Genomic DNA, 26,289 nt, shown 5'->3' with positions numbered 1-26,289 from the left:
GTACGCGGGGAACGCGTACGGCGGCCGACACCCGGTGCAGTGTGCCGTCCGTGACGACTACCGCACCTTGACGTACTCCCCTTCCGCCACGGCCCGGCGCGGCGCCTCCGCCGGTTCCGCCACGGCCACGGCGGTGGGTGCCGACGATGAGCTGGAGCGGGCGCGGCCGGGCGTCCTGGACACCCAGGGCCCACTGCGCATCATCCTCGGCCCGGATGGCCTGCAAGCAGGATTTGCACGGACCGTCGGGTCCCAGGTGCGCCTCGCGCGGCCGGGGCCCGACCCGCCGGCGCCCTTCGGCGGGTGGCCTTCGGCGGGTGCCGGAGCACAGCCTCCTGGTGCGGCGCCCACGGTGTGCCGTACGCCATGGCGCATCCCCACCCGATCAGGTGATCATGTTGTGACTTCATGTCATATTCGACTACCGAGAGGCTGTTCACGATGCTGGTCGACTGGCCCGCCGAGACCTTCGTATTGCGCCTGCACCGCATTCCCGGCCTGGTGGCGGGTGCCCCGGCGGGGAGCCCCGAGGGCACCCCCGTGGTGCTCGGACCCGAGACCGGTGGTGACGGCGAGCAGTGGGTGGCCGAGCGGTTCCGGGTGATCAACCACCGGATCCGGCACGTCGCCACCGGCCTCTACCTGACCGCCGAGGAGTCGAGCCGGGGTGCCACGGTCACCCTGCGGCCCAAGTTCCCCGACACCGGCAGCGATTCCTCGTACTGGCGGCAGGCGTGGCGGGCCTTCGTCCAGCGCGACACCGGTCGGCTGATGGCCCTCCACGACTCCTCCAACTGCCTCCTCGGCCTGGCCGACCCGGCCGCCGAACGGCCGGGCGGACCGCTGGTCCTGGAGAAGGGCGCCGGGGCCGAGGACCGCTCCTGCACCGCCTGGGCGCCCGCGCCCGTCCCACCGCCCAAGCCCGCACCCGCTCCGGCGCCGAAGGCCACCGACCTCCCGGTGGGAACGGGACGGGTCCGGGTGCCGGCCCGCCGCTTCGAGAAGCACGTGCGAACCATCGAGCAGATCTTCGACGAGACCAGCTTCCGGGAGGTCCCCGGCGAGCTCCTCGCCCCGGGCACCCGCATCGAGGCCTTCGACTTCGACCAGTACTCCCAGGGCGACTGGTACAAGGAGGGGCGGGAGGGAAGCCTCGTGACCTTCACGGACAGCTACGAGACGGCGGGCGCCGCGCGCAGGGCCTTCCACCGGCTGCCGGGGGAACCCGCCCGCTACGTGGACTCCGGGGAGGTCGACGTCCACTACGTTCCGCCGAAGCTCGTCGCCCGCACCAACTTCCCCGCCGCGCTCTACGCCGACGTCAGCGGTGCCCTCGTCAGGACGCCGCACCGGCTGGCCAACGGGCACGGCTTCTACAACCAGCCCGAGCGCCGCGAGGGCCTCTACTTCCCCAAGCGCGACGGCGCCGGCACCGTCGTGCAGTGGAACAAGACCTGGATCGCGGACAACGACACCACGTCCAAGGTCTTCCTCTGCTTCGACGGCCGCTACTTCATCGACCAGATGGACATCACCTGGGCCGAGGGCGGGAAGAGCTGACCCGCTCGCCCGACCCGTACGGCGACCATCCGCTCGACGCACCGCGCATCCCGGCCGACGTCGATCCGACCCGTAGGCCGGACACCTCGCACCCGACGTCAAGCAGCTCGCAGCCAGGCTGAACGAGGATGCGAAGAGGGCCCAGCCGCTGGTTGCGGCTGGGCCCTCTTGCTGCCTGAAGCATCTGTTCCTGGGCGGAAGGTGAGCCAGAGCCCCAGCCATTCCGAAGAAACCAGCTCCGACATCACCCCATCGAGTTCAGCAGCCGCGGCAGGCCGTTCAGCGGAGGATGCGACCGCTTCGCCTCAGGCGGCCGGCGAGCCCGGCGACCACCGCGGTGGCCGGCAACGCGGCCGCCAGGCACGCGACGACAGCCGCCTCGCCCCACGCCACCGTGTAGGCGTGGGCGAGCAGCGGCGGGGAGGCCAGGGCCATCGCCGCCAGCTCGCGGCCGCCCCGCGATCCGCTGGACCAGGTCAGCGCGACACCGGTCGCGGCCAGGACGACCAGCGGCCAGCACCCGTAGTCGGTGCTGACCCACGGCACCCCGTGCGAGGCGATGGCCGCCCGGGGCACGACCACGAGCGCGACCACGGCAGCGGCCGCGCCCGCCCGCCCCGCCGCGACGCCCTCCGCCCGCCGGTCCTGCGGGCAGGCGAGCAGCACGGCCGCCGCCAGGACCATCGCGGCCGGGGTGACCACCGGGTCACCGAACGCCCGCCCGCTGACCACCGCGGCCGCCGCGAAGGAGAGCAGCCCGGCCACCGCGCAGGGCACCCCGAGGCGCCACCGGCCGGCCAGCGCCGCCACCGACCCCGCGACCACGACCAGCGACGACACGAGCAGTGCGCCCCACGCCCCCGACAGGTCGGTTCCGATTCGCACCCCCAGCGGGGCGGGCGAGGAGACGACGCCGGCGTACCAGCTCAGCAGGTGCAGGCCGCAGGCGGCGGCCGCGGCGGCCAGCGCGAAGGGGTACGCCAGCGCGAGGACCTTCGCGACGGGCGCGGCCGTGCCCAGCCCCATCCGCATCCTCATCGCGTGCGCCGCCAGACCCGCGCCCTCCCGCAGCCGCGAGCCCAGCGGCTCGCCCGCGGTCATCTCGCGGAAGGTCGCGACGATCTCCCCGCCGTGGGCCCGGCGGTAGGCGGCGGGATAGAGCCGCAGGACGCGCTCGATCATGCGGAGGCCGCCGGCGGCTCGGCGACGGACAGGCGGCGGGTGGCCTCCTTCGCCGCCGCGGCCAGGCGCTCGGCCTCCACCGCGAGCCGCTCCCGCCCCGCCGGGGACAGGGTGAAGATCCGCCGGGCCCGGCCGTCGACGATCTCCTCGCGGTCGATGTCGATCAGACCGTCGGCCAGCAGCCGGTCCAGGGCCCCGTACAGCGCACCCGTACGCAGCGCGACCCGGCCGCCGGTCATCACCTTGACCTCCTGCGCGATGGCGTATCCGTGCCGGGGCGCGTCCGCGAGGGCGGTCAACACCATCAGGGTGGGCTCTTGCATCACACGTTCACTCACCTCACGAAGATAGTCACTCCGCCGGACCATCTCAACGCGGTCGGCCAGGCCCGAGACGAGGTGCGTGGCCGTGCAGGCCCGGGGCGAGGTGCGCAAGACGGGGCCACCGGTCGTGGTCACGCGGGCCCTCGGTGGGAGGGATGCATTCGACGGGCGGCCACGTGGGCTGCGCTCGTGGCCGCCAGTCAACGTCCCTGTCGTGATCGAGCCGGGAGGAAGCACCGATGGACGAGAACGTGGTGTGGCTCCGCCCGGACCACCGCGGCCCCGGTCAGCGCAGCGACCAGCTCACGACGCTCCGCCCCTGTTGGCCGAAGCTGGGCAGGAAGGAGCCCGCATCATGGGCCGCTCGGCGCCATCCGGCTGATCCGTCACCTCTCGTGACGCAGGCCGACCGGTTAGCCGGCCAACGGGACTGGCACCTGGGCCTCGACTGACTCGTCGGACTGGGGCGGGCGTGAAAGTACCCAGTGCAACGATAATCCGCCGCACCTCAGCCAGGACATCGACAACTTCCCCCGGCTGCGCCTTGCGCAGGGCAAGCCAGGTGAGAAACGAGATGAGAAGCACCAAAAGCAAGATGGTGACCATCCAGGTGATGCTCAACCAAGCGCCGTAGGTGATGGTGTTATCGATCATCAAGACCTCCAGGGACGACGAGACCCCCGCACCAAAGGTGGTACGGGGGCGTACGAGAACGCGGTGGGCTGCCTAGAAACGAAAAGACCCCTCCGCCCTATGGGCGGGGGTCTGAAATCCGGGTTGACGTACAGGCATTGGGGATGGAACCGGGGGGCCTTCGGCAGAGCGGTTCGCTGCATCCCGGCCAGAGGGAGCAAGGGCTCAACCCCGTCCGGGATGCCTCTCCATACATTTTCACTGCTGACAGATGGCCAGAGCTCATCGCGACCAGGCATGCAGGATTTCGATGGTTCTATCAACTGATTGTGTGGAGTGACATGCGCCAGGCGCCACCTGCCCCGGATGTCAGTAGGCCCAGGTCGAGCCGGTACCTCGGTACTCCTCGACCGGGATCGGGTGGGCGTTGGGGCGCATGCGGTCGGTGTAGAGCAGGCCGTCGAGGTGGTCGATCTCGTGGGCGATGAGGCGGGCGAGGCCGAACTCGTAGGTGGCGGTGGTGGTGATGCCGTCGAGGGTGGTGGCGGTGACGTTCATGCGGAGGGGGCGGGGGACCATGCCGCGGACGTCGAAGAAGCTGAGGCACCCCTCGTACTGTTCGTCGGTCTCGTCGGAGACGGCGGTGACCTTGGGGTTGAGCAGGATGATCGGGTCGGCACCGGCGGTCGGGGGCAGGACAAGGGCGGCGGCGCGGGGGATGCCGATCTGCGGGGCGGCGAGGCCCATGCCCTTGGCGAAGGAGTGGACGCGGCCGATCCGGTCGACGGCGGTGAACAGCTCGTCGATCACGGCCTGGGCGGCGGCGCGTTCGACTGGGAGGTCGAAGGGCTCGGCGGGGCGGTTGAGGATGGGGGTGCCCTGCTGGATCACGCCGAGGGACTGCATCTGCTGGCTGGGCCGCACCTCGATCACCTGGTCTCCTTGGTCTGCTGCGGGTTGTTGGCGGTGGTGCGGAAGCGCCATTCGAGGCGGAAGCGGGCGTGCAGCGGTGGGTTGTCGGTCGCCCAGGCGAAGTGCCGGCGCTCGCCGTCGTCGCGGCGGCTGACGGCGGTACGGAGGGGCACGGCTTCGGCGGTCATGGAGGTTTCGGTGCCCCACACCACCGGGTCGAGGGCGGCGGGGAAGTCGAGGCGTACGGCGAGGTGTTCGGTGGGCAGGCGGACGGCGCGCTGGAACCAGTGGCCCCACTTGTCGGCGCCGACGCTGTAGGCGTACTCGATCCAGGTCGCGTCGCCCGGGTAGAGCGGGAAGCGGCCGTGCTCGTTGTCGAACAGGAGCCAGACCTCCTTGAAGGCGTCGCGGTCGTGCTTGGCCTGCCACCGCATGTCCTCGCCCCGGCACGAGGCGGTGAGCGCGAGTTCGTCCCAGGTCAGTGGGTGTTCACGGTAGTGGGCGTTGGAGCGCTCGGGTTCGCCGGGGTAGCGGTCGACGGCGATGCGGATGAGGTAGCGGGTGATGGGCTCGGCTCCGGTGTTGCGTAGTCGACGGCGCATGGTCAACCGGTAGGTGGAGCCGTCGAATTGGAGCGCGGCTTCGTCGTGCTCGACCACGAGCGCGGAGCCGGATGCGTAGGGCTGCTCGGGCCGGCGGGGTGGCGGCGGCGTGGTCGGGGTGCGGCTACGGGAGCGGGCGGCGTCGTAGTCGAGCCAGCGTCGCCAGATGGCCTTCCCGGCGTTGAGGGTCTCGTCGGCGAGACGGGCGAACTCCTCGGTGGGCTTGTGGCGGCCGGACTCCATGTGGCTGACGTACGAGGGGTCGAACCCCATCTTTCCGGCCAGCGCGCGCTTGGAGAGGCCGCGCACCTCGCGCCAGTGGGCGACTTCGGCGGCGAACGCCTCCATGGCCTGGTCGACCGCGTCGTGGTCGGCCTGCGTCTCCATCCGCTCCGCCCCCAGTGAGTGATGAATGAACCGTGAGTGACCTTAGCTCACCATCCCGTCACGGTCCTGCCTTCGGCTCTCATGACCCCATCGGGCACGAAATTCAAGCGCCCGGTCAACACCAGTCCCCATCTCCCCGTCTGTCGTGAGGAGTTAGCCGTGTACGAGTCCCCGTCCCGTCACCGAGGCCAGCACCGCGATCCGGTCGGCGCGTTCCTCGGTGTCCTGTGGGCGGTCGGCAACGCCGTGGTGATCGCTCTGCTCGGCGTCATCGTGCACGACGACTTCGACTCGGCCCGAATCGGTGCCCACCCGGCTGCCGGCTCGGCGCCGGACGGCGGCACCTCCGCGTAGCGCCTTCCACCCATCGCCCATCACGGGCTGGACTCCGAACTGGAGCGCACAGCATGGAAACCAGGAACGTGATCGTCCCCGTCCACGACGGCCCCGTCGACCTGACCCGCCCGCACTTCGTGGGCATCGGCGGCGTCGGCATGTCGGCCGTCGCCCGCCTGCTGCTGGAAGGCGGCAGCCGGGTCTCCGGCTCCGACACCAGCGACACCGCCGCCCTGCGTGAGCTGGAGGACGCCGGTGCCGCCGTCGCCATCGGCCACACCACCAGCAACGTGCCCGCCGACGCCACCGTTCTCGTGTGGTCCAGCGCGGTGACCCCGAGCAATCCCGAAGTCGCCGCCGCCCGCCGCACCGGCATCCCGGTGGTTCACCGCTCGGACGTGCTCGCGCACCTGATCGCCACCGTCGAGCAGTCGGTCGCCGTGGCGGGCACCCACGGCAAGACCATGACCACCGGCATCCTCAGCACCGCGCTGGCCCACCTCGACCCGTCGTACGCCATCGGCGGCACCCCCGTCGGCCGCCCCAACGCCCACCAGGGTCTCGGCGGCCTCCTGGTCGCCGAGGCGGACGAGAGCGACCGCACCGCCGGCCGCTACCACCCGCAGGTCGCCGTCGTCCTGAACGTGGACGACGACCACCCCGAGCAGTACGTCGACCTGAACGACGTCCTGGACGTCTTCGAGCGCCTGGCCCGTAACAGCTCCGTGCTCGTCGTCTCCGCCGACGACCCGGGCGCCCGGCTGCTGGCCGAGCGCCTCCAGGCGGCGCCCGGCCCGCGCGTCGTCACCGTCGGCGAGGCCCAGGACGCCGACGTGCGGGTGCTGCGCGTGCTGTGGGACGGGACGGCCAGCCACGTCACCGTCCAGGACACGGACGGGTCGTGGCACGAGTTCGCCCTGGCCGTCCCCGGTCGGCACAACGCGCTGAACGCCGCCGCCGCGTTCGCCGCCGGCCGGGCGCTCGGGGCCGAGCCCGCCGGCCTGGTGGCCGGCATCAACGCCTTCCAGGGCATCAAGCGCAGGCTCACCACCACCGGCACCTACGCCGGGGTGACGGTGCTGGACTCCTACGCCCACCACCCGAGCGAGATCACCGCCGACCTGGCCACGGCCCGGATGCTCACCGAGGGCCGGGTGATCGCGGTGTTCGAGCCCACCGGCTGGACCCGCACCGCCGCCCTCGGCGAGGAGATGGGCCGCCGGCTCGCGGCGGCCGACGAGGTCGTCCTCCTGGACGTGCACGCTTCGGTCGAGACCCCGCTCATCGGGATCAGCACCGCGCCGATGGCCGCGCAGGTCGCTGCCTGCGGCGGCCGGGCCCACACTGCGAGCGACGGGCGCGATGCGGCGGACGTGGTCGCCGAATTGGCCGGGCCCGGCGACCTGGTGGTGACGATGGGCACCGGAACCGCCGGTCGCGTCGGCAGGGCCGTCCTGCTGCGGCTGGCCGAGGCCCCGATCGTCGCGGCGTAGTCAGCGTGCGGCGTCGGGCTTGGCAAGGCGCATCGCGGTGTCCTCCAGCCCGACGCTGTGGGAGCCCTTCACCAGCACCACGTCTCCGGGCTTGAGGCAGGTCAGCAGCAGATCGAGGGCGGCGTCGCGGTCGGGCACCAGCGTGCCGTTGACGCCGCCCTCCACCGCCCAGGTGTGCACCAGCCGGGCCTCCCGGTCGCCGACCGCGATGAGGTCGGTGATCCCGCTGCGGGCGACGAGCCGACCCAGCTCCGCGTGGTGGGCCTCGGACTCCTCGCCCAGCTCCCGCATCTCGCCCAGCACCGCCACAGTCCTGCGCCCGCCGCCGGCCATGGCGGTGAGCGCGGCAAGGGCGACGGCCATCGAATCGGGGTTCGCGTTGAACGCGTCGTTGATCACCGTCACGCCGTCCGGCCGCTCGGTGACGTCCATCCGGCCCGGCGTCAGCTGCCGGGCGCCAGTCAACGCGTCGGCTGCCTGCCGCACGCTCGCGCCCAGGCCGATCGCCACCGCGGCGGCGGCCGTCGCGTTGGACACGTGGTGGGCGCCGTGCAGCCCGAGATTCACGGGGGCGCTCTCGCCGCGGCACGTGAGCGTGAACGACGGCCGCCCGGCGCCGTCCAGCTCGACGTCGACGGCCCGCACGTCCCCGGCCTCCACCCCGAACGTCAGGACCGGCGCGACCGTGCGCGACGCCGTCGACATGACGTACGGGTCGTCGGCGTTCAGCACCGCCAGGCCGTCGACGGGCAGGGCCTCGACGAGCTCGCCCTTGGCGACCGCGATCGACTCCTTCCCGCCCCCGAACTCGCCCACGTGCGCGGTCCCGACGTTCAGCACCAGGCCGACCTTCGGCGGGACGATCCCCGTCAGGTACTTGATGTGCCCGGCGCCCCGCGAGCCCATCTCCAGCACCAGCAGGCGAGTGCTCTCGTCCGCCCGGAATACGGTCAGCGGCAGGCCGATCTCGCCGTTGTACGACAGCGGCGTGGCCACCGTGGTGTCCATGGTCTCCAGCACCTGGGCCAGCAGGTCCTTGGTGCTGGTCTTCCCGGCAGAGCCGGTCAGCCCGATCACGGTCGGCGCCTTCAGCCGGTCCAGCACCGCGCGGGCCAGCGCACCCATCGCGTCCTGGACGTCCGACACCACGACCGCCGGCACCCCCACCGGCCGAGAGGCAAGCACTGCCGTCGCCCCGGCGCGGACGGCGGCCTCCGCGAACCGGTGCCCGTCCGTGTGCTCACCCGGCAACGCGATGAACAGCGCCCCCGGCTCCACCAGCCGCGAGTCGATGACCCCGGGCCGGTCCACCACCGCGCCCGGATCGGGGACGTCGTGCAGAGCGCCCCCGACAGCCTCGGCGATCTCTTTCAGGGTCATGGGGACCACGGCGGCTCCGATCCATCGACGCACCCGCCCGCTCGTCCCGGGGCGGCCTGCCCTCGACGCTAGCGGCTCCCCGACGCCTCCCCTGCCATCCCGCGCATTCCGAACCAGACTGTGTAGGCCTGCCGGGGCCGTTCACCTGTCAGGTGAACGGCCCCGGCGGGATGCTGGTCGGCTGAGGTCCGCGCGGCGCGATCGGTGACCGTCGCGTCGTGCCGCTCAAACAGGGTGATCCGGCCGGCCAGGCTTTCCGGACCTCTCCCGTCATGCGGCGACGCTCCGTCACCTGCCAGCGCCGACGTCGGTGCTTGAGGGCCTTCCACAGCTCCAGGCGGTGGCGAGAATCCTTCGGAAACGTAAAGCGGAGGACTCCGAGGATGACAGCGGCCACCAAAACGGGCGCGGACCCCGGGTGGTCGGTGAGGAACGGCACGGATCAGCCCTTCCCGTCACACAGTTCGAGCGTGGCAGTGCCCAGCACCACCCGGTAGGCGTCGCCGTGTCTCGGCGGCCTCGCTCTCCGCGGTGTACTGGATGCGGAGCGGGATCCGCTCCTCGGCAGTCATGGTGTGGACGGGCAGCCCGCCCAACTCGCGCGCGGCTGTCAACCGCGCCTGCCGGAAGGGGATCGTGTCCCCGGACTCACGCTGGATGCGGCGTGTGAGCGTAACGATGTCCCTGTCGAGCGTCATGTCCGGCTCCCGGTGGGCGCGACTCAGTGCTCCCGCCCACTGCGCCCCATCGGAGGAACGACAGCTCTGCACCACGCGCGCCCGACGGCACTTTGCGCCCTCAACCCCGGGCGGCTGCGGGAGAAGCCCGGGTCCGACGTAACGGCGAGCGTGGTCGCCTGGCCAAAGCATAGCGCCTTGACGGCGTGCGGACGACGTCAAGAGATCGGCAAGGAGGCTCTGTGGCTGGGGATTTGTGCTGCTGGCTAAGCTCGGGCATCGGGCTGTTCCGGCGGGTCAGCGTCGGCGGGTGGGGCCGTTGACGACCTTGGTACCGGTCGGCGCGGCGGGCGTCGTGGGTTCGACGCGGCTCGGGGGTGCGCCCTGGTGTGGGTGGTGGGGGGGAGCCCCCGGGGGTGTCGGGGGGTTGGTCGCATCGACCGGGGGCGGGGCGGCGGCGAAGACTGGTGGTCGTCTCGCAGAGGCGAGGGTCGGGTGTCGGTGGCGGGTGGCTTGCCCTGACGCGCCTTCATCATGCAATCGGAGGACGGATCATGACGTCACGCAGTCGGCGGGCAGTGCTCCTGCTCGCCACCGCTGCTCTCGCACTGGGAAGCGCGGCCGCGTGCGGCACGTCCCGCGTGCCGGGTGCGGTCGGCTCGGCCGGTTCGGCGGCCGGCTCTGACGGCTCCGACGGTTCCGCCCGGACGGTCGTCGACAACGGGCACCGGCTGGTCTTCCATGTCACGCCCGGCCGTCTGCCGGCGGTCGTGCTGGATGCCGGCGGCGGGCAGGACTCGTCCTACTGGAAGGACCTGGTGCCGGCCCTGGCCAAGGACACCGGTGCGGAGATCATCACGTACGACCGGGCCGGTCTGGGTGCCAGCGAGGAGGTGGCCGGACCGTGGCGGGTCGACGACGCCGTGTCGGATCTGGCGGCGGTGCTGACGGCGGCAGGCGCCACGCGTCACGTGGTCCTGGCTTCGCACTCGGAGGCCGGGGAGATCGCCACCTACTTCGTGCGCAGCCACCCCGGGTGGGTCGGCGGTGCGGTTCTGATCGACGCCAGCCTGCCCGACTTCTACACCGACGGCGAGATCGACCGGGTCGTGGCCGCGAACAAGGACCAGGTCGCCGCTCTCGCCTCCCAGCCCTCCACTCCCCAGACCCGCCAACTGCTCTCCGTGGCACAGGACTACGCGGCCATGCACCGCGCGTACCACCAGGCGTCCTGGCCGCAGGACCTTCCGGCGACGGTCATCGCCTCGGCCAGGACACCGTTCGAAACCTCGCCGCAGGATGCCCGGTTCTGGCGCGACGCGCAGGCGGCGTTCGCTCACGCCGCCCCCGACCGCGACCTGGTCGTGGCCGACAACAGCTCGCACGACGTCCCGCTCGACCGCCCCGACGTGGTGATCAGGTCCGTCCACGCCATGCTGGCCAGGACGGGCTGAGCCGGGGAGCTCGCGGTTGCGGAAGGCCCTCGCGCGTCAGGATGACGGGGGGCGCTGGAGGCCCTGGAGGAGCAGGTCGACCAGGCGGCGGGGGTCGTAGCGGGGGTCGCCGTCGCGGCCGGCGCAGAGGTTGCCGATGCCGCGCATCAGTTCGTAGGCCTGCGTTCCGGGCCTGATCTCGCCGGCCTCGGCCGCGGCGGCGAGCAGCTGTGCGCAGACGGGCACCAGGCGGTCGAGGAAGTAGGCGTGCAGCGCGTCGAAGCCGCTGCCGTCCGACTGCAGCGCGTTGGCGAGTCCGTGCTTGGTGACCAGGAAGTCGACGAAGAGGTCGACCCATTGGCGAAGTGCCGCGAACGGGGAGTCGGCCTCGGCGAGCAGGGCCGGGCCGGCTTCGGCGCAGGCCTCGACCTGGTGGCGGTAGACGGCGACGACGAGATCCGCGCGGGTCGGGAAGTGGCGGTAGATCGTTCCCGTTCCGACGCCCGCCCTGGTCGCGATCTCGCGGATCGGCGCGTCGACGCCGGAGGAGACGAACACCTCGGCGGCGGCGGCCAGCAGCGTCTGCCGGTTGCGCTGCGCGTCGGCCCGCCTTCCCCTCGCCGGTGACTCCCCGGGCGGGGTCTCTTCTGGCCGGGTCTCCCCGGACTGGCCCGCAGTGGACACGATGCTCTCCTTCCGACAGCCGACAGCCGACAGCCGACAGCCGACAGCCGACAGCCGATGACCGTTGGCCGTTGGCCGTTGACTAAGCGGAACGATGTTCCGTATAGTAAGTGGAACAAGGTTCCGGTTTCAGCATAGCCGAAACCGGACGCTCCCGACCGCCTCGCCCGCCGCCGGCCGCTCAGGCCCGACCGGGAGAGGCCCCCGAAGGGACATGCGCACCATGAGCGAATCGACGCACCCGGCCGGCACCTTCGGCCCGCCCGCCCCCGTCCCCGTCCTCTCCGTCAGTCCGGTCGTCCTGCCGGTGCCCGGCCGGGCCGTGGACCTGGAGGTGCGGGTCTCCGCCCCACTGACCGGGACCGACCTGCCGGTCGTCCTCCTCTCCCACGGCCAGGGCCACTCGAACCACCTCTCCTCGCTGAACGGCTACGCCCCCCTCGTCAACTTCTGGGCCGCGCACGGCTTCGCCGTGATCCAGCCCACCCACCTCAGCTCGACGACGCTGGACCTCGCCCCCGACACCCCCGGGGCCCCCATGTACTGGCGGTCCCGGGCCGAGGACATGACGCACATCCTCGACCGGCTCGACACGATCGAGGCCGCCGTCCCCCAGCTCCTCGGACGCCTGGACCACGGCAGGGTCGCCGTCGCCGGGCACTCGATGGGCGGGCACACCGCGAGCCTGCTGCTCGGCGCCCGGCTCACCGACCCCGACGACGGGACAACCGTGAACCTGGCCGAGCCCCGGATCACGGCGGGCGTCCTCCTGGCCGCACCCGGCAGGGGCGGTGACGCCCTCACCCCGCAGGTGGCCGAGAACTACCCCTTCCTCTCGACCCCGGACTTCTCCCGGATGACGACGCCCACGCTCGTGGTCGCCGGGGACAAGGACGCCTCCGCCCACCTGACGGTCCGGGGCCCGAACTGGCACACCGATCCGTACACCCTCTCCCCCGACCCCAAGTCGCTGCTCACCCTGTTCGACGCCGAGCACGGGCTCGGCGGGATCTCCGGATACGACGTCGCCGAGACCACGGACGAGAACCCCGCACGGGTCGCGCTGCTCCAACGGCTCACCTGGGCCTACCTGCGCACCGCACTCCACCCCGGCGACCCCGCCTGGCAGACGGCATGCGAGGCGCTGGCGGCCGAAGCCGACCCGCTCGGCCGGGTCGACTCCAAGTAGCACCGACCGAGCGCGTACGTCATTCGACGCCGCCTCCCCGGTGAGTACGAGAGCGCGGGTGGTCGAACGGCCGCCGACCACCCGCGCTACTCCACCGGCGAAACGTGCAGCGCAGGAAGCGTGGGCGCCGTGGCCGGTCGTCCCGTCAACTCGCGGTAATGGCGCACCCGGAACACCCCGGACAGACCCGCCGTCACCGTCACGGCGAGCGCCAGCCACAGGGTGGAGCCCGCCATGGCGAGCACCCCTAAGGCCCGGTCGACCGCCGTGAGGCCCACGCCGAAGACCGCCACCGACGGAAAGAAGGACAGCGTGACGGGCAGAGCGATCCAGGTCGAACTGCGCGCGGTGTCCCCGCCGTGGGCCCGGAACGCCTGCCGGGAAGTCCGCATCGCCTCACGGACCCCGATGCCGTCGATCATCATCGCCGGCAGTACCAGGTAGGAAGCCATCGCCCACGGAATCCCGACCAGCAGCAGCGACCCGAAGAAGATCACCACCACACCGACCAGCGCCCACACCACGATCGCCGGCAGCCGCCGCAGCGCCCGCCCGTAGCCGGCCCCGATCCCGACCGGCCGCCCCCGCAACACGTCATCCGCCGCGGCGATCAGCACCGCATTGAAGAACGTGGCGAAGACCGCCACAACGAGGATCGCGACCACCGCCAATGCCACGTTCCCCAGGACGGCCCCCGACCACAGCCCCGCCACCCCCAAGGCGAGCGCCCCGACCAACCCGGCGAGCACCACACCGGCGATCCCGGGCAGGAGCAGCAGCGCCTTGTGCTCCCACATCACCCGCGCCGATTCCCTGACCGGCCTCTCCGCGTACAACGTCCCACCCCAAAGGTTCTTAGCCGGGCGCGGCAGGTCACTCCCTGTGGCTCTCCGGCAGCTCCCAGCCCACTTCCTGATCGGCCGTCCGTCGAACTCGTCGCGCAGCGGCCTCAGCAGGAACTCTGCCATTCCGTAGGGCAGCCGTCTGCGGGCCGGGGAGGGGTGCTGCGTTTCTGCGGCACGACCGGGCGGGGTGAGTGGGCGGGGCGGTGTGGGGGTCAGTCGTGGGTCAGGCTTCGGGGGCGGATGTCGGGCCAGGTCTGCTCGATGTGGTCGAGGCAGGCCTGGCGTCGCGCTGCGCCGAACACCGTCTTCCAGCCGTCGGGCACGGTGGCGAAGGCGGGCCACAGTGAGTGCTGGCCCTCTGCGTTGACCAGGACCAGGTAGTCGGCGTCGGGGTCGTCGAAGGGATTCGTCACCACGTCGTCCTCTCGTGCTCGGTGAAAACCGGTGAGCTTGTCGGTGCGGTCAGTGGCCGCGCAGTTCCAGGGTGCAGCACTTGACGCTGCCGCCCGCCTTGAGGAGTTCGGTGAGGTCCACGCCGATCGGTTCGAAGCCGCGTCGGCGCAGTTCGCCGATCAGGTGGGTGGCCGACTCGGGGAGCAGGACGTGGCGGCCGTCGGAGAGCGCGTTGAGGCCGAAGACGGCGGCGTCCTCGGCGGTCGCCTGGATGGCGTCCGGGAACAGTTCGCGCAGTACCGCCCGGCTGCCGGGGGTGAAGGCCTCCGGGTAGTACATGATCTCGTCGTCGGAGAGGACGGCGAGCGCCGTGTCCAGGTGGTAGAACTCCGGGTCGACCAGGGTCAGGCTGGTCACCGGGACGCCGAAGAACTCCTGGGCCTCGGCGTGCGACCTCGGGTCGGTGCGGAAGCCCGTGCCGGCCAGCAGCCGGCGGCCGGCCAGCAGGTAGTCGCCCTCGCCCTCGTTGATGTGCTCGGGCCACAGCAGTTCGGACCAGCCCCGCTCGCGGAACCAGGACAGGTAGGCCGGGCCCTCGGCGGTGCGCTCGGCGTGGCGGAAGCGCGCGCCCAGGACCTTCCCGTCGACCACGGTCGCGCCGTTGGCCGCGAAGACCATGTCGGGCAGTCCGGGCAGCGGGTCGATCTCCTCGACGGTGTGGCCGAGTTCGCGGTAGAGGTCGCGCAGCCTGGTCCACTGGGCGAGCGCGAGCGCGCCGTCGACCGGCTTCTCCGGGTGCATCCAGGGGTTGATGGAGTAGCTGACGCCGAAGTGGCTGGGCCGGCACATCAGGAAACGGCGCGGGCTCGCGGCGCGGGCTGTCATCGGGGTGGTTCTCCTTGGTCTGCGTGCTGCACGGTCTACGTGTTGCGGGTCTGCGGGTCTGCGTGTTGCTCCGGGAGGTCCGGGGCCGGTTCAGTCGATGAGTCGGCGGCGCATCCCGCGGACGGCCAGGAACCAGGCGAGGACGGCGAATGCGGCCAGGACGGCCCCGTGCAGGGCGTCGCCCGCCCCGAGCGTCCCGAAGGCGGCGTGACGCACCAGCTGCGTGCAGTGGAAGATCGGGTTGACGGCCGCCACTCCCTGGACCCAGTCGGGCAGCCCGTCCAGCGGGAAGAACACGCCCGCGGCCATCACCAGCGGTGTGAGCACGCCGGACACCACGAGCCGCAGCCAGTCGATCGCCGGCACCAGGCAGGACACCCACATGCCGAGCAGGGCGAAGGCGAAGCCGGAGACCAGCGCCACCAGCGGCACCAGCAGCAGCTCCGGCCCCGGCGGCAGGCCGATGGCGAGGCAGACCAGCAGCGGCGCGGTGCCGTAGACGGAGGACTTGACGGCGATCCAGGACGCCTCGGCGGTGACCAGTTCCCAGACGTCGACGGGCTGGCACAGGACGGCGTCGTAGATCTTCTGGTACTTGCGGCGGTTGAAGCTCTCGAACATCCCGGCGAAGGCCGAGGCGAAGAGCACCGAGGTGACCACCATGCCGACGCCGACGAACTGCGGGTACGGGTGTCCCTGGACCGAGTCGATCAGCCGGCTGAAGCCGATGCCGAACCCGGTCATGTAGACCAGCGGCTCGATCAGCGAGCCGAAGGTGATGGCGGGCCAGTAGCGGCGGAAGAGCAGCAGTTCGCGCAGCCACACCGCCCGCATGGTCGGCCACAGGGCGGGCGGGAGGCCTGGGGCGGGGCCGGTCTGGGCCTCGGTGCGGGGCATGGGCGTCGCCGTCGTCATCGGGTGTCCTCTCTGTGGGGGCGGGCGGGCGGGCAGGCGGTAGACGAGGGAGCGAGAGAGCGAGGGAGCGGCCGGCCCGGGCTCAGCCGAACAGCTCTCCGGTCAGTGCGACGAACACGTCCTCCAGGGAGGTCGGGCGCAGCACGTCCGGCGGGCCGAGACGCTCGCGCAGCTGCGCGGAGATGGTCTCGGCGCGCAGGACGGAGACCGCCGGCCCGGTCCGCCGGCTGGGCAGTCCGGCCCGGGCGGCCTCGGCCTCGACGAGTTCGCGCCGGGCCGCATCGCCCCGGTACTCGGCGGCCTGTGCGCCCGCGTGCGCGCGCAGCAGTTCGGCGGGGGTGCCCCGGGCGATCACCCGGCCGCCGGTCACCACGGCCACCTCGTCGGCGAGCCGTTCCGCCTCTTCGATGTAGTGGGTCGACATGACCACCGTGGTGCCGCTCTCGCGCATCCCGTCGATGACGTCCCACAGGTCCTGCCGGATCTGCGGGTCCAGGCCGACGGTGGGCTCGTCCATGAGCAGCAGCCGCGGGTTGTTGACGATGCCCCGGGCCAGCAGGACCCGTCGGCGCATGCCGCCGGAGAGCGCGTCGGCGCGGGTGTTCGCGCGGTCGGTCAGCCGGACGGCGGCCAGCGCCTGGTCGACCGCCTCACGGTAGCGCTCGCGCGGCAGGGCCGTGAACCGGACGAACACGTCGAGATTCTGGCGCACCGTCAGTTCGGGGTCGATGTTGTCGTGCTGCGGGACGACGCCGACCAGGGAGCGGGCGCGGCGGGAGTCCTCCGGCATCCGGTGCCCGAACACCTCCACGGTGCCCGAGTCCGCGCGGGTCTGCCCCGTGAGCATCCGCATGGTGGTGGACTTGCCCGCGCCGTTGGGCCCGAGCAGGCCCAGGAACATGCCGGGCGGCACTTCCAGGTCCAGGCCGCCCACCGCGGTGGTGGCACCGAACGTCTTGACCGCGCCGCTGATTCGGACGGCAGGAGTGTCCACGCGGGCGCTCCTTTCGGGGAGTCGGGGAAGGCAGGAGAAGCGCAGGGGATGTGCAGGGGATGTGCAGGGCAAGGCGAGGAGAAGGCGGAGGAAGTCGGGCGAGGCCAGGGGAAGTTCGGCGTCGGGGAAGGTACAAGGGAAGTCGGGGAATGTCACCGCCCGGTGCGCCGAAATCCTCGCTCCCCGGGGGCCGGGCCCGCGCGATCATCTAACCGCAGAATCGACTTGTCAGGAACCTGCTTTCGGGGGTTCCCCTGTCCATGACCAGGTGTTAGGTTGCTCGAAGATCAATGCCGCCGGGACGCACTATGTCGGCCCATCCGGGGGGAAATTCGGCTCCATCGCCCATAGTTCGCGACCGTAGCGTCGGTGTGCGACGGGTGCCGATCACGTATTCCTCCTTCGGTCGTCACCCGCGGCACCACCACCCCTTCACGCACCTGACCGAGGAGATGTGGATGCAGTCCGACGGACCGCTCACCGCGAACGTCCGCCTGCGGGCCGCGGTAGCCGAGGACGCCGGTGTCGTCACCGAGGTCTTCCTGGCCTCCCGCACCGCGACCATGCCGTACCTGCCCCGTCTGCACAGTGACGAGGCCACCCTGAGCTGGATCACCCACGTCGTGCTCCCGGACACCCGGGTGTGGCTGGCCGAGGACGCCGGGACCGGGGCCGTGCTGGGCTTCGCCTCGCTCGACGGCAGCCTGCTCGACCACCTCTACCTGCGCCCCGAGGCGCGCCGCCGCGGCATCGGGACGGTGCTGCTGGAGGCCGTCAGGTCGGCCAGCCCGCAGGAGCTCTCGCTGCACGTCTTCCAGAAGAACACCGAGGCGCGCGCCTTCTACGAGCGGCACGGCTTCGTCGTGGTGGACACCAACGACGGCAGCCGCAACGAGGAGAACGAGCCGGACATGACCTACCGCTGGACCGCGTGACTCCCGCCCGCACAGCGCGGTAGCCGGCAGTCCCCCCGCCGAGGGACGTCGGCGGGCCCCCACGGCCCCGGAGCCCACAAGGATCCCCGGAGGCCACCACGGCCGGGGCCCGCGACGGCCCCGGGGCCCACGACGGCCCGCGAATCACCGCGGCCCGCACATCACCACAGCGGGGCTCACAACGGCCTGAACTCACCACGGCCGCGGCCCCGACGGCCCCGGGGCCCACGACGCCCCGCGACTCACCACGGCCGGGGCCCACAACGGCCAAGAGCCACCGGAAACCACCGTCCGGCCCGCCCGACCCACCCGGCCGGCGGGGCGGTTCCACCTGGAGGGATGCCCCGTGCTGGGCGAACACAGCCTGCCCGCGGAGACACCGCTGTCGTACGCACAGTTGGCGCTCTGGTTCAACGACCGCCTCCAAGGCGGCGACGCCTCGTACAACGTCCCGGTGGCGCTGCGGCTGACCGGCCCGGTCGACCACGAGGCGCTGCGGTCCGCCCTGGCCGACGTGGTGGAGCGGCACGCGGCCCTGCGCACCGTCTTCCCCGAGCGCGACGGCGTGCCGCGCCAGCAGGTGCTGGCGATGGCCGAGCTGGCGCCGGTCCTCACCGTGGTGCCCGTCACCGAGGAGGAGCTGCCCGCCCTGATCGAGGCCGGGGCCGGGCACGTCTTCGACCTGGAGGCCGAGGCCCCGCTGCGGGTGCACCTGTTCGTGCTCGGCCCGCAGCAGCACGTGGTGCTGATGGTGCTGCACCACATCGCCGGCGACGGCTGGTCGCTGGCCCCGCTGGCCCGCGACCTGAGCACCGCCTACCTGGCCCGCAGCCAGGGCCGGGCGCCCGTCTGGTCCCCGCTGCCCGGCACGTACGCCGAGTACGCCGTGCGCCAGCACGCGAACCTCGGCGACCTGGACGACCCGCAGGGCCAGGGCGGGCGCCAACTCGCCTACTGGCGCCAGGCGTTGGCGGGCCTGCCGGACTTCCTGGAGCTGCCCACCGACCACCCCCGCCCGGCCGTGATGTCGCACCGGGGCGAGTACTTCCCGTGGGACCTCCCGGCCGAGCTGCACCGCGAGCTGCTGGCGCTGTCCCGCTCCTGCCGGGTCAGCATGTTCATGGTGCTCCAGGCGGCGCTGGCGACGGTGCTGACCCGGTCGGGGGCCGGTACGGACATCCCGATCGCCAGCCCGATCGCGGGCCGCACCGACGAGCGCTACGACGACGTGGTCGGCTACTTCGTCAACCCGCTGGTCCTGCGCCTGGACACCTCCGGTGACCCGACCTTCCGCGAGCTGCTCAAGCGGGTGCGCCGCACCGACCTCCAGGGCTTCGCCCACCAGGAGTTCCCGTTCGAGCGGCTGATCACCGCGCTCAACCCGCACCGCTCGCTGGGCTGGCACCCGCTGTTCCAGGTGATGCTGGCCTTCCAGAACACCCCCGAGGCCTCCCTCGCGCTGCCCGGCATCGAGACCGAGATCGCCGAGGCGGGCCCGGGCGGTGCCAAGTTCGACCTGTCCTTCAACATGCGCGAGGTGCACGACGCCGACGGCGCCCCGGCCGGGCTCGGCTGCTTCGTCGAGTACAGCACCGACCTGTTCACCCGCGAGGGTGCCGAGGCCCTGACCGCCCGGCTCGGCCGGCTGCTCGCCGCGGCCGCCGCCGACCCGGACCAGCGGATCGGCGGGTACGACCTGCTCGGCGCCGAGGAGCGGCTCGACCTGTTCGAGCGCGCCCACGGGCCCGCCCTGCCCACCCTGCCGACCCCCGCGGTGACGTACCACGGCGCCTTCGAGGAGCGCGCCGCCCTGGAGGGCGAGGTCACGGCCCTCGTCGCCGAGGACGGCCGGTTCACCTTCGCCGAGGTCAACGAGCGGGCCAACCGGCTCGCCCGGGAGCTCGTGCGGCGCGGGGCCGGCCCCGAGCGCTACGTCGTCCTGGCGCTGCCGCGCACCACCGACCTGCTGATCGCGCTGCTCGCCGTCCTCAAGTCGGGCGCCGCCTACATACCGGTCAGCCCCGCCATGCCGCGCGAGCGGCTGGCCGGCATCCTCGCCGACGCCGCCCCGGTCTGCGTGCTCGCCACGGCCGCCGACGCCGGCCGGCTGCCGGACGGCGCGCCCGTCCTGGTGCTGGACGAGCCCGGGGCGCGGGCCGCCGTCGCCGCCCACCCCGGCGGGAACCTGACGGACGCCGACCGCACCGGCCCCACCGGCCCGGACGACCCGGCCTACGTCATCCACACCTCCGGCTCGACCGGGGTGCCCAAGGGCGTGGTGATCCCGCACGGCGGCCTCAGCAGCCTGATGCACCACCACCGCACCCGCATGGTCCGCCCGTCCGGCGGCCCGCAGGGCCGGCGCCTCCAACTGGGCCTGGTCGCCTCGATCACCTTCGACACCGCCTGGGAGCCGCTGTTCTGGCTGCTGGAGGGCCACCCGCTGCACCTGCTGAGCGACGAGGTCCGGCTCGACCCGCAGGCCCTGGTCGGCTACGTCCGCCGGGAGCGCCTCGACTTCCTGGACCTCACCCCGACGTACGTCCCGGCGCTCACCGCCGCCGGCCTCTTCGCCGAGGGCCACCACCGCCCGGCCGTGCTGATGCTGGGCGGCGAGGCCGTCGGGCCGGCGCTGTGGAGCGAACTCTCCGCCCTGCCGGACGTGGCGGTGTTCAACTACTACGGCCCGACCGAGTGCACCGTCGACGCGCTCGCCTGCTCCCTGGCGGACAGCCGCACCCCCGTCATCGGCCGCCCGCTCGACAACACCCGGGCGTACCTGCTGGACGACCTGCTGCGCCCCGTCCCGCTCGGCGTGCCCGGCGAGCTCTACCTGTCCGGGCCGCACCTGGCCCGCGGCTACCTGCGCCGCCCCGCGCTCACCGCCGAGCGCTTCGTCGCCGACCCGTACGGCCCGCCCGGCGCCCGGATGTACCGCACCGGCGACCTCGCCCGGATGCGCCGCGACGGCCAGGTGGAGTACCTCGGCCGGGCCGACGGGCAGATCAAGATCCGCGGTTTCCGGATCGAGCCCGGCGAGATCGAGGCGGTGCTGCTGCGCCACCCCGCGATCGTGCAGGCCGCCGTCCTGGCCCGGGGCGCCGGCGCCGAGGAGCGCCACCTCGCCGCCTACCTGGTGACCGAGGACGGGAACGCCCCCGACCTCGCCGAGGTGCGCGAGCTGCTGGCCGGGCAGCTGCCCGACTACATGATCCCGGCCGCCTACGCCGTGCTGGCCCGGCTCCCGCTCAACTCCAGTGGGAAGCTGGACGGTTCCGCTCTGCCCGAGCCCGAGCTGCGGGCCGCCACCGGCCGCTCCCGGGCCCCCCGGGACGCCCGCGAGGCCGCGCTGTGCGCGCTGCTCGCCGAGGTCCTCGGCGTGGCCGAGGTCGGCCCCGACGACGACTTCTTCGCGCTCGGCGGCCACTCCCTGCTCGCCACCCGGCTGGTCAGCCGGGTGCGCACCGCCCTGGGAGCCGAACTGCCCATCCGGGCGGTCTTCGAGAGCCCGACGGCCGCCGGGCTCGCCCGCGCGGTGGACGCCGGGCGATGTCGCCCGGCGCTGGCCGCCGCCGCCCGCCCCGAGCGGATCCCGCTCTCGCACGCCCAGCGCCGGCTCTGGTTCCTCCAGCAGCTGGACCCGCACAGCGACGCGTACCACATCCCGCTGGCCCTGCGCCTGACCGGCGCCCTGGACCGGGACGCCCTCGCCGCCGCGCTGCACGACTGCGCCGTGCGCCACGAGGCCCTGCGCACCGTCTTCCCGCTCTCCCGCGGCGAGGACGCGGCCCCCCGCCAGCGGATCCTCGCCCCGGAGCAACTCCCGCCGCTGCTGGGGCAGTCCGGCACCGCCACGGTGACCGAGGAGGGCCTGGCCGAGGCCCTGCGCACCGCCGCCGCCCAGCCCTTCGACCTCGCGTCGGAGCCGCCGCTGCGCGCCCACCTCTTCGCCCTCGCCCCCGAGCGGCACGTCCTGCTGCTGACGGTCCACCACATCGCCTGCGACGGCTGGTCGATGGGCCCGCTCGCCCGCGACCTGGGCGCCGCCTACCAGGCCCGCACGGCCGGCCGGGCCCCCGAGTGGAGCGCCCTGCCCGTCCAGTACGCCGACTACACCCAGTGGCAGCTCGCGCTGCTCGGGGACGACGAGGACCCGGGCAGCACCGCCGCCCGGCAGTGGCAGTACTGGAGCGGGGCGCTGGCCGGCCTGCCCGAGGAGATCGCGCTGCCGGTGGACCGGCGGCGCACCGCCGAGACCGGCCAGCAGGCCGGCCGGGTGCCGCTGCGGCTGAGCGGCGCGGACCACCGCGCCCTGGCGGAGCTCGCCCGGGCCGACGGCGCCAGCCTCTTCATGGCCGTCCAGGCCGGTCTGGCGGCGCTGCTCACCCGCCTCGGCGCCGGCACCGACCTGCCGATCGGCACCCCGATCGCCGGGCGCACCGACGAGGCCCTGGACGACCTGGTCGGCTTCTTCGTCAACACGCTGGTGCTGCGCACCGACACCGACGGGGACCCGGGCTTCCGGGAGCTGCTGCGCCGCGTCAAGGACGCCGACCTCGCCGCCTACGCCCACCAGGACCTGCCGTTCGAGCGGATCGTCGAGCTGGTCAACCCGGAGCGTTCCCCCGGCCGCCACCCGCTCTTCCAGGTCGCCCTGGTGATGGAGCAGGCGGGCGCCGCCGTGGAGATCCCCGGCCTCGACAGCGAGCTGGTCACCGCCGGCCCGGCGCCGGCCAAGTTCGACCTCACCGTCACCCTGGGCACGCCCGCCGGCCCGGACGACGAGCTGACCGGCGCCGTCGAGTACCGCGCCGACCTGTTCGACCGGGCCACGGTCGAGGCGATCGCCGGTTATCTGACGCGGCTGCTCGGCGCGGCCGCGGCCGATCCCGAGCGGCCGATCTCCCGGCTCGAACTGTCCGCCGAGGGCGAGCGGCCGCGGCTGCTGGAGCGCTCCGCCGGCGAGCGGCGGGAGCTGGCCCCGACCACGCTGGCCGCCCTCGTGTCGGCAGGGCTCGCCGCGCCGTCCGACACCCCCGCCCTGGTGTTCGAGGGCCGGGCGCTCGGCCCGGCCGAGCTGGACCGCCGGATCGACGCGCTGGCCCGCCGGCTCGCCGCGGTCGGTGTCCGCCCGGGCAGCCGGGTCGCGGTGGCCGTGCCCCGCTCGGTGGAGCTCGTGGTGGCGCTGTGCGCCGTCCACCGCGCCGGCGGCGCCTACCTGCCGCTGGACCCGGACTACCCGGCCGACCGGCTCGCGTACATGCTGGCGGACGCCCGCCCGGCCGCGGTGATCGCCGCCCCGGAGCAGGCCGCCGCGCTGCGCCCCGCCGAGGGCGTGCCCTGCCTGTCGCCGCAGGACCTGCCGGCGCCCGAGGGCGTCGCGCTGACCGCCCCCGGCCCCGGGGACCCGGCCTACGTGATCTACACCTCGGGCTCGACCGGGCGGCCGAAGGGCGTGCTCGTCCCGCACCACGCCATCGCCAACCGGCTGCGCTGGGGCCAGGAGGAGTACCGGCTCGGCGCCCGGGACGGCGTGCTGCAGAAGACCTCGGCCAGCTTCGACATCTCGCTGTGGGAGTTCTTCTGGCCGCTGATCACCGGCGCCACCCTGGTGCTGGCGAAGCCCGACGGGCACCGCGACCCGGCCTACCTGGCGGAGCTGATCCAGCGCGAGGGCGTGAGCGTCGCCCAGTTCGTGCCGTCCATGCTGGACGTCTTCCTCCAGCACCCGCGAGCCGCCGAGTGCACCGGGCTGCGCCTGGTGGTGGCCAGCGGCGAGGCGCTGCCCGCGGCCACCGTGCGCCGGTTCCGGCAGGTGCTCCCGGGCGTCCGGCTGGACAACCTCTACGGGCCCACCGAGGCCGCCGTGGAGGTGACGGCCTGGAAGTGCGGCCCGGCGGACGAGCAGGCGCACCCGGTGCCGATCGGGCGGCCGGTCTGGAACTCCGGCGGCTACGTGCTGGACACCGCCCTCAACCCCGTCCCGCCGGGCGTGCCGGGCGAGCTCTACCTGACCGGCGAGCAGCTCGCGTACGGCTACCTCGGCCGCTCGGCGCTCACCGCCGAGCGCTTCGTCGCGGACCCGCACGGCGCGCCGGGCACCCGGATGTACCGCACGGGCGACCTGGCCCGCCACCGCCCCGACGGCGTGGTGGAGTACCTGGGCCGGGTGGACAGCCAGGTGAAGCTGCGCGGCCACCGCATCGAGCTCGGCGAGATCGAGACCCGGCTCGGCGAGCACCCTGCGGTCACGGCCTGCGCCGTCACCGTGCGCGAGGACCGGACCGGCACCGCCCGGCTGGTCGCGTACGTGGTGCCGGACGGCGCCGCGCAGCCGCCCACGGCCGCCGCGCTGCGCGCCCACCTGCGCGGCCACCTGCCCGACCACATGGTGCCCACCGCCTACGTGCTGCTCGGCGCGCTGCCGGTGACGGCCAACGGCAAGCTGGACCGCCGGGCGCTGCCCGAACCGCAGACCCACGTCGAGAGCCGGGCCCGGGAGCCGCGCACGCCGGCCGAACGCACGCTGGTCGCGGTCTTCGCCGAGCTGCTGGGCGTGCCCGCGGTCGGCCCGGAGGACGACTTCTTCCTGCTCGGCGGCCACTCGCTGCTGCTGATCCGGCTGGTCGAGCGCATCCACGCGGAGTTCGGCGTCGACCTGCCCGTGAAGGCGCTGTTCGAGGCCCCGACCCCGGCCGCGCTGGCGCAGCGGCTGACCGGGCCGCGGCCCGGGCGCGCCGACGCCCCCTTCGAACCGCTCCTGGCCCTGCGGGCCACGGGCGACCGGGCGCCGCTGTTCTGCGTCCACCCGGTGACGGGCGACGGCCTCGGCTTCATCGGCCTGCTGCGCGGGCTCGACCCGGACCAGCCGGTCCACGCCTTCCAGGGCATCGGCCCGGTCGGCGGCGGGGAGCGGCCGGCCGACGTGGACGGCCTGGCGCGGGAGTACCTGGCGCGGATGCGCGCCGTCCAGCCGCACGGCCCCTACCGGGTGCTCGGCTGGTCCTTCGGCGGGCTGGTCGCGCACCAGATCGGCGTGCTGCTGCGCGAGGAGGGCGAGCAGGTCGACCTGGTCGCGCTGCTGGACAGCCACCCGGCGCCGCCGGACGCCGGGGAGGTCACCGACACCGCCGTGCTGGCCGAGCTGCTGACGGCGACGGGCGCGCCCGCCGCCGAGGTGGCGGCCGTCCTGGCGCAGCAGTGGCGGCCCAAGCCCTCGGAGCTGCTCGACCGGCTGGCCGTGGCGCTGCGCGAGGCCGCGCCGCGCGACGAGGACGAGCTGGCGGTGTTCCTCGACTCCTGCCGCTACCACGCCGCTCTGATGGCGGCGTGGACGCCGGGGGTGCTGGACGCGCCGCTGACCACCTTCACCGCGACCGGCGACCACCGGCCGCAGGACACGGTGGCCGTCTGGTCGGCCCACGCCACCGGGCCGGTGGCCAACCACCCGCTCGCCGCCCGGCACCTGGACCTCGCCGACGCCGGGCCGATCGACGAGATCGCCCGGGTCGTCGCCGCCGTCCTGCGACGGGCCGACGAGGGCCGGCGATGACGGTCCGTCCGGAGCGTTCCGGACGGACCGCCACCCGCCGCCCGGCCCCGTCGTACGGAACCGGGCGGCCGGGGTCAGGCGCCCGGCGCCCGGCCCTCCTGGGGGCCGTCCGCGGTGTCCAGGCACGCCCGGGCCTGCGCCGCGAGCTCCGCGAGCACCTCGGCCCGCTGCTGGTGCAGGAAGAAGTGGTCGCCCGGCAGGATGCGGTGGCGGAAGCCGGCCGCCGTGGTGGCCCGCCAGCCGGTGATCCACTCCGGTCCGGCCATCAGGTCGTCGGCGCCGCCGAGCGCCAGCACCGGGCAGGGCAGCACGGTCGGCCGGATCCGGTCGTTGTACTCGCCCAGCAGGGTGACGTCGGCCCGGAGCACCGGCAGGATCATCTGCATCAGGTCGGCGAACTCCAGCACCTCGGCCGGGGTCCCGCCGAGGCCGACGATGCGCTCCAGGAGCTCGTCGTCGGTGAGTCCGTGCAGCCGGGTGACGTCCGGGGTGCCGGGGGCCCGGCCGCCGGAGACCACGAGGGACAGCGGCAGCGGCCGCGCCTCGGCGGCGAGCCGGCGGGTCGTCTCGTAGGCGATCCGGGCGCCCATGCTGTGGCCGAAGAGGATGAACGGTTCGTCCGCCGGGCGGCTCGCCAGCAGGGCGAGCAGGCCGTCGACGACCTCGTCCATGACGGCCGACGGCTGCTCGGCGAGGCGGGTGCCCCGGCCCGCCAGTTCCACCGGAACGATCGTCAGGCCCGGCTGCTCGCCGGACCGGGCCCACGGCAGGTAGGCGCTCGCGGAGCCGCCGGCGTGCGGCAGGCAGTAGACGCGTACGGGCCCGGACCGCCCGTTCGGCGCGGCGCCCCGGTGCCACGGCGTCCATCGGGCCACCTCGTCGTGCTGTACGGCGGACGAACCGGTCATCGCTGCTCCTTTTTCTTTCCCAGTCAATTACGCGAAGCCTGAACAGGCCTCCCGCACGACTTTATGCGGTA

The 26,289-nt window shown here is 73.3% G+C and carries 18 protein-coding genes and 1 pseudogene; 7 read left to right on the top strand and 12 right to left on the bottom strand.

All coding sequences use genetic code 11. The annotated features are described in order from the left end of the window. Positions 1–408: 408 nt before the first annotated feature. Positions 409–1,560 (top strand): RICIN domain-containing protein, encoded by a 1,152-nt coding sequence (locus ACFWPT_RS03065; RefSeq protein WP_380379061.1) that lies wholly within the window; start codon positions 409–411, stop codon positions 1,558–1,560. A 279-nt stretch (positions 1,561–1,839) separates the two neighbouring features. Here the strand turns inward: ACFWPT_RS03065 and ACFWPT_RS03060 are convergent, their stop codons facing one another. The 4 genes from ACFWPT_RS03060 to ACFWPT_RS03045 all read right to left on the bottom strand — a co-directional run bounded on the left by ACFWPT_RS03060 (position 1,840) and on the right by ACFWPT_RS03045 (position 5,599). After that, on the bottom strand, positions 1,840–2,742 hold the full coding sequence (locus ACFWPT_RS03060) for a hypothetical protein (protein ID WP_380479071.1): 903 nt from the start codon (positions 2,740–2,742) through the stop codon (positions 1,840–1,842). After that, positions 2,739–3,080: a PadR family transcriptional regulator gene (locus tag ACFWPT_RS03055; protein WP_380479068.1), complete on the bottom strand. Its 342-nt coding sequence runs from the start codon at positions 3,078–3,080 to the stop codon at positions 2,739–2,741. The genes ACFWPT_RS03060 and ACFWPT_RS03055 overlap by 4 nt, the downstream gene beginning before the upstream one ends. 987 nt (positions 3,081–4,067) lie before the next feature. Continuing rightward, on the bottom strand, positions 4,068–4,631 hold the full coding sequence (locus tag ACFWPT_RS03050; protein WP_380479066.1) for a peptide deformylase: 564 nt from the start codon (positions 4,629–4,631) through the stop codon (positions 4,068–4,070). Then, the gene (locus ACFWPT_RS03045) at positions 4,628–5,599 is read right to left on the bottom strand and encodes a helix-turn-helix domain-containing protein (protein ID WP_380479064.1); all 972 of its coding nucleotides are present in this window, start codon (positions 5,597–5,599) and stop codon (positions 4,628–4,630) included. The genes ACFWPT_RS03050 and ACFWPT_RS03045 overlap by 4 nt, the downstream gene beginning before the upstream one ends. 159 nt (positions 5,600–5,758) lie before the next feature. Here ACFWPT_RS03045 and ACFWPT_RS03040 point away from each other — a divergent pair, with 159 nt between their 5' ends. Both ACFWPT_RS03040 and murC read left to right on the top strand, forming a co-directional pair. Then, complete coding sequence (locus tag ACFWPT_RS03040; protein WP_380479062.1) at positions 5,759–5,953, top strand: hypothetical protein; 195 nt, start codon at positions 5,759–5,761, stop codon at positions 5,951–5,953. A gap of 53 nt (positions 5,954–6,006) precedes the next feature. Further along, positions 6,007–7,428: a UDP-N-acetylmuramate--L-alanine ligase gene (gene murC, locus ACFWPT_RS03035; RefSeq protein ID WP_380479060.1), complete on the top strand. Its 1,422-nt coding sequence runs from the start codon at positions 6,007–6,009 to the stop codon at positions 7,426–7,428. Here murC and murF read toward each other — a convergent pair whose 3' ends face one another. Then, the gene (gene murF, locus ACFWPT_RS03030) at positions 7,429–8,817 is read right to left on the bottom strand and encodes a UDP-N-acetylmuramoyl-tripeptide--D-alanyl-D-alanine ligase (protein ID WP_380479058.1); all 1,389 of its coding nucleotides are present in this window, start codon (positions 8,815–8,817) and stop codon (positions 7,429–7,431) included. A gap of 1,222 nt (positions 8,818–10,039) precedes the next feature. Between murF and ACFWPT_RS03025 the strand changes: the two genes are divergently transcribed. Continuing rightward, positions 10,040–10,939, top strand: coding sequence for an alpha/beta fold hydrolase (locus tag ACFWPT_RS03025; RefSeq protein ID WP_380479056.1), 900 nt, complete (start codon positions 10,040–10,042; stop codon positions 10,937–10,939). Between the two features lie 36 nt (positions 10,940–10,975). On the opposite strand, the gene ACFWPT_RS03020 is transcribed toward ACFWPT_RS03025, so the two are convergent. Beyond that, complete coding sequence (locus ACFWPT_RS03020) at positions 10,976–11,497, bottom strand: TetR/AcrR family transcriptional regulator (RefSeq protein WP_380345893.1); 522 nt, start codon at positions 11,495–11,497, stop codon at positions 10,976–10,978. A 328-nt stretch (positions 11,498–11,825) separates the two neighbouring features. On the opposite strand from ACFWPT_RS03020, the gene ACFWPT_RS03015 reads away from it, so the two are divergent. Further along, entirely contained in the window at positions 11,826–12,791 is a 966-nt protein-coding gene (locus tag ACFWPT_RS03015) for an alpha/beta hydrolase family protein (protein ID WP_380479054.1), read from the top strand. Between the two features lie 86 nt (positions 12,792–12,877). On the opposite strand, the gene ACFWPT_RS03010 is transcribed toward ACFWPT_RS03015, so the two are convergent. The 5 genes and pseudogenes from ACFWPT_RS03010 to ACFWPT_RS02990 all read right to left on the bottom strand — a co-directional run bounded on the left by ACFWPT_RS03010 (position 12,878) and on the right by ACFWPT_RS02990 (position 16,823). Further along, positions 12,878–13,588 (bottom strand): hypothetical protein, encoded by a 711-nt coding sequence (locus tag ACFWPT_RS03010; RefSeq protein ID WP_380479052.1) that lies wholly within the window; start codon positions 13,586–13,588, stop codon positions 12,878–12,880. Between the two features lie 260 nt (positions 13,589–13,848). Continuing rightward, positions 13,849–14,049, bottom strand: a complete 201-nt coding sequence (locus ACFWPT_RS03005) for an MbtH family protein (RefSeq protein ID WP_380479050.1) — start codon at positions 14,047–14,049, stop codon at positions 13,849–13,851. Between the two features lie 49 nt (positions 14,050–14,098). Beyond that, a pseudogene (ddaH, locus tag ACFWPT_RS03000) lies at positions 14,099–14,920 on the bottom strand (dimethylargininase); the annotation flags it as partial. An 84-nt stretch (positions 14,921–15,004) separates the two neighbouring features. After that, entirely contained in the window at positions 15,005–15,829 is an 825-nt protein-coding gene (locus tag ACFWPT_RS02995; protein ID WP_063352421.1) for an ABC transporter permease, read from the bottom strand. Positions 15,830–15,911: 82 nt separating this feature from the next. Then, positions 15,912–16,823, bottom strand: a complete 912-nt coding sequence (locus ACFWPT_RS02990; RefSeq protein ID WP_380479048.1) for an ATP-binding cassette domain-containing protein — start codon at positions 16,821–16,823, stop codon at positions 15,912–15,914. Positions 16,824–17,281: 458 nt separating this feature from the next. Between ACFWPT_RS02990 and ACFWPT_RS02985 the strand changes: the two genes are divergently transcribed. Continuing rightward, positions 17,282–17,758: a GNAT family N-acetyltransferase gene (locus ACFWPT_RS02985; protein ID WP_063352790.1), complete on the top strand. Its 477-nt coding sequence runs from the start codon at positions 17,282–17,284 to the stop codon at positions 17,756–17,758. A 346-nt stretch (positions 17,759–18,104) separates the two neighbouring features. Continuing rightward, a complete protein-coding gene (locus ACFWPT_RS02980; protein WP_380479045.1) occupies positions 18,105–25,310 on the top strand; it encodes an amino acid adenylation domain-containing protein in 7,206 nt (2,401 codons plus the stop codon). A 74-nt stretch (positions 25,311–25,384) separates the two neighbouring features. Here ACFWPT_RS02980 and ACFWPT_RS02975 read toward each other — a convergent pair whose 3' ends face one another. After that, complete coding sequence (locus tag ACFWPT_RS02975) at positions 25,385–26,218, bottom strand: thioesterase II family protein (RefSeq protein ID WP_380479043.1); 834 nt, start codon at positions 26,216–26,218, stop codon at positions 25,385–25,387. Positions 26,219–26,289: the final 71 nt, after the last annotated feature.

It is taken from the genome of Kitasatospora sp. NPDC058478 (assembly GCF_042720345.1).
GTDB lineage: Bacteria > Actinomycetota > Actinomycetes > Streptomycetales > Streptomycetaceae > Kitasatospora.
Note: the sequence above shows the minus strand (reverse complement) of the source record. Positions and strands in the feature narration are given on the sequence as shown.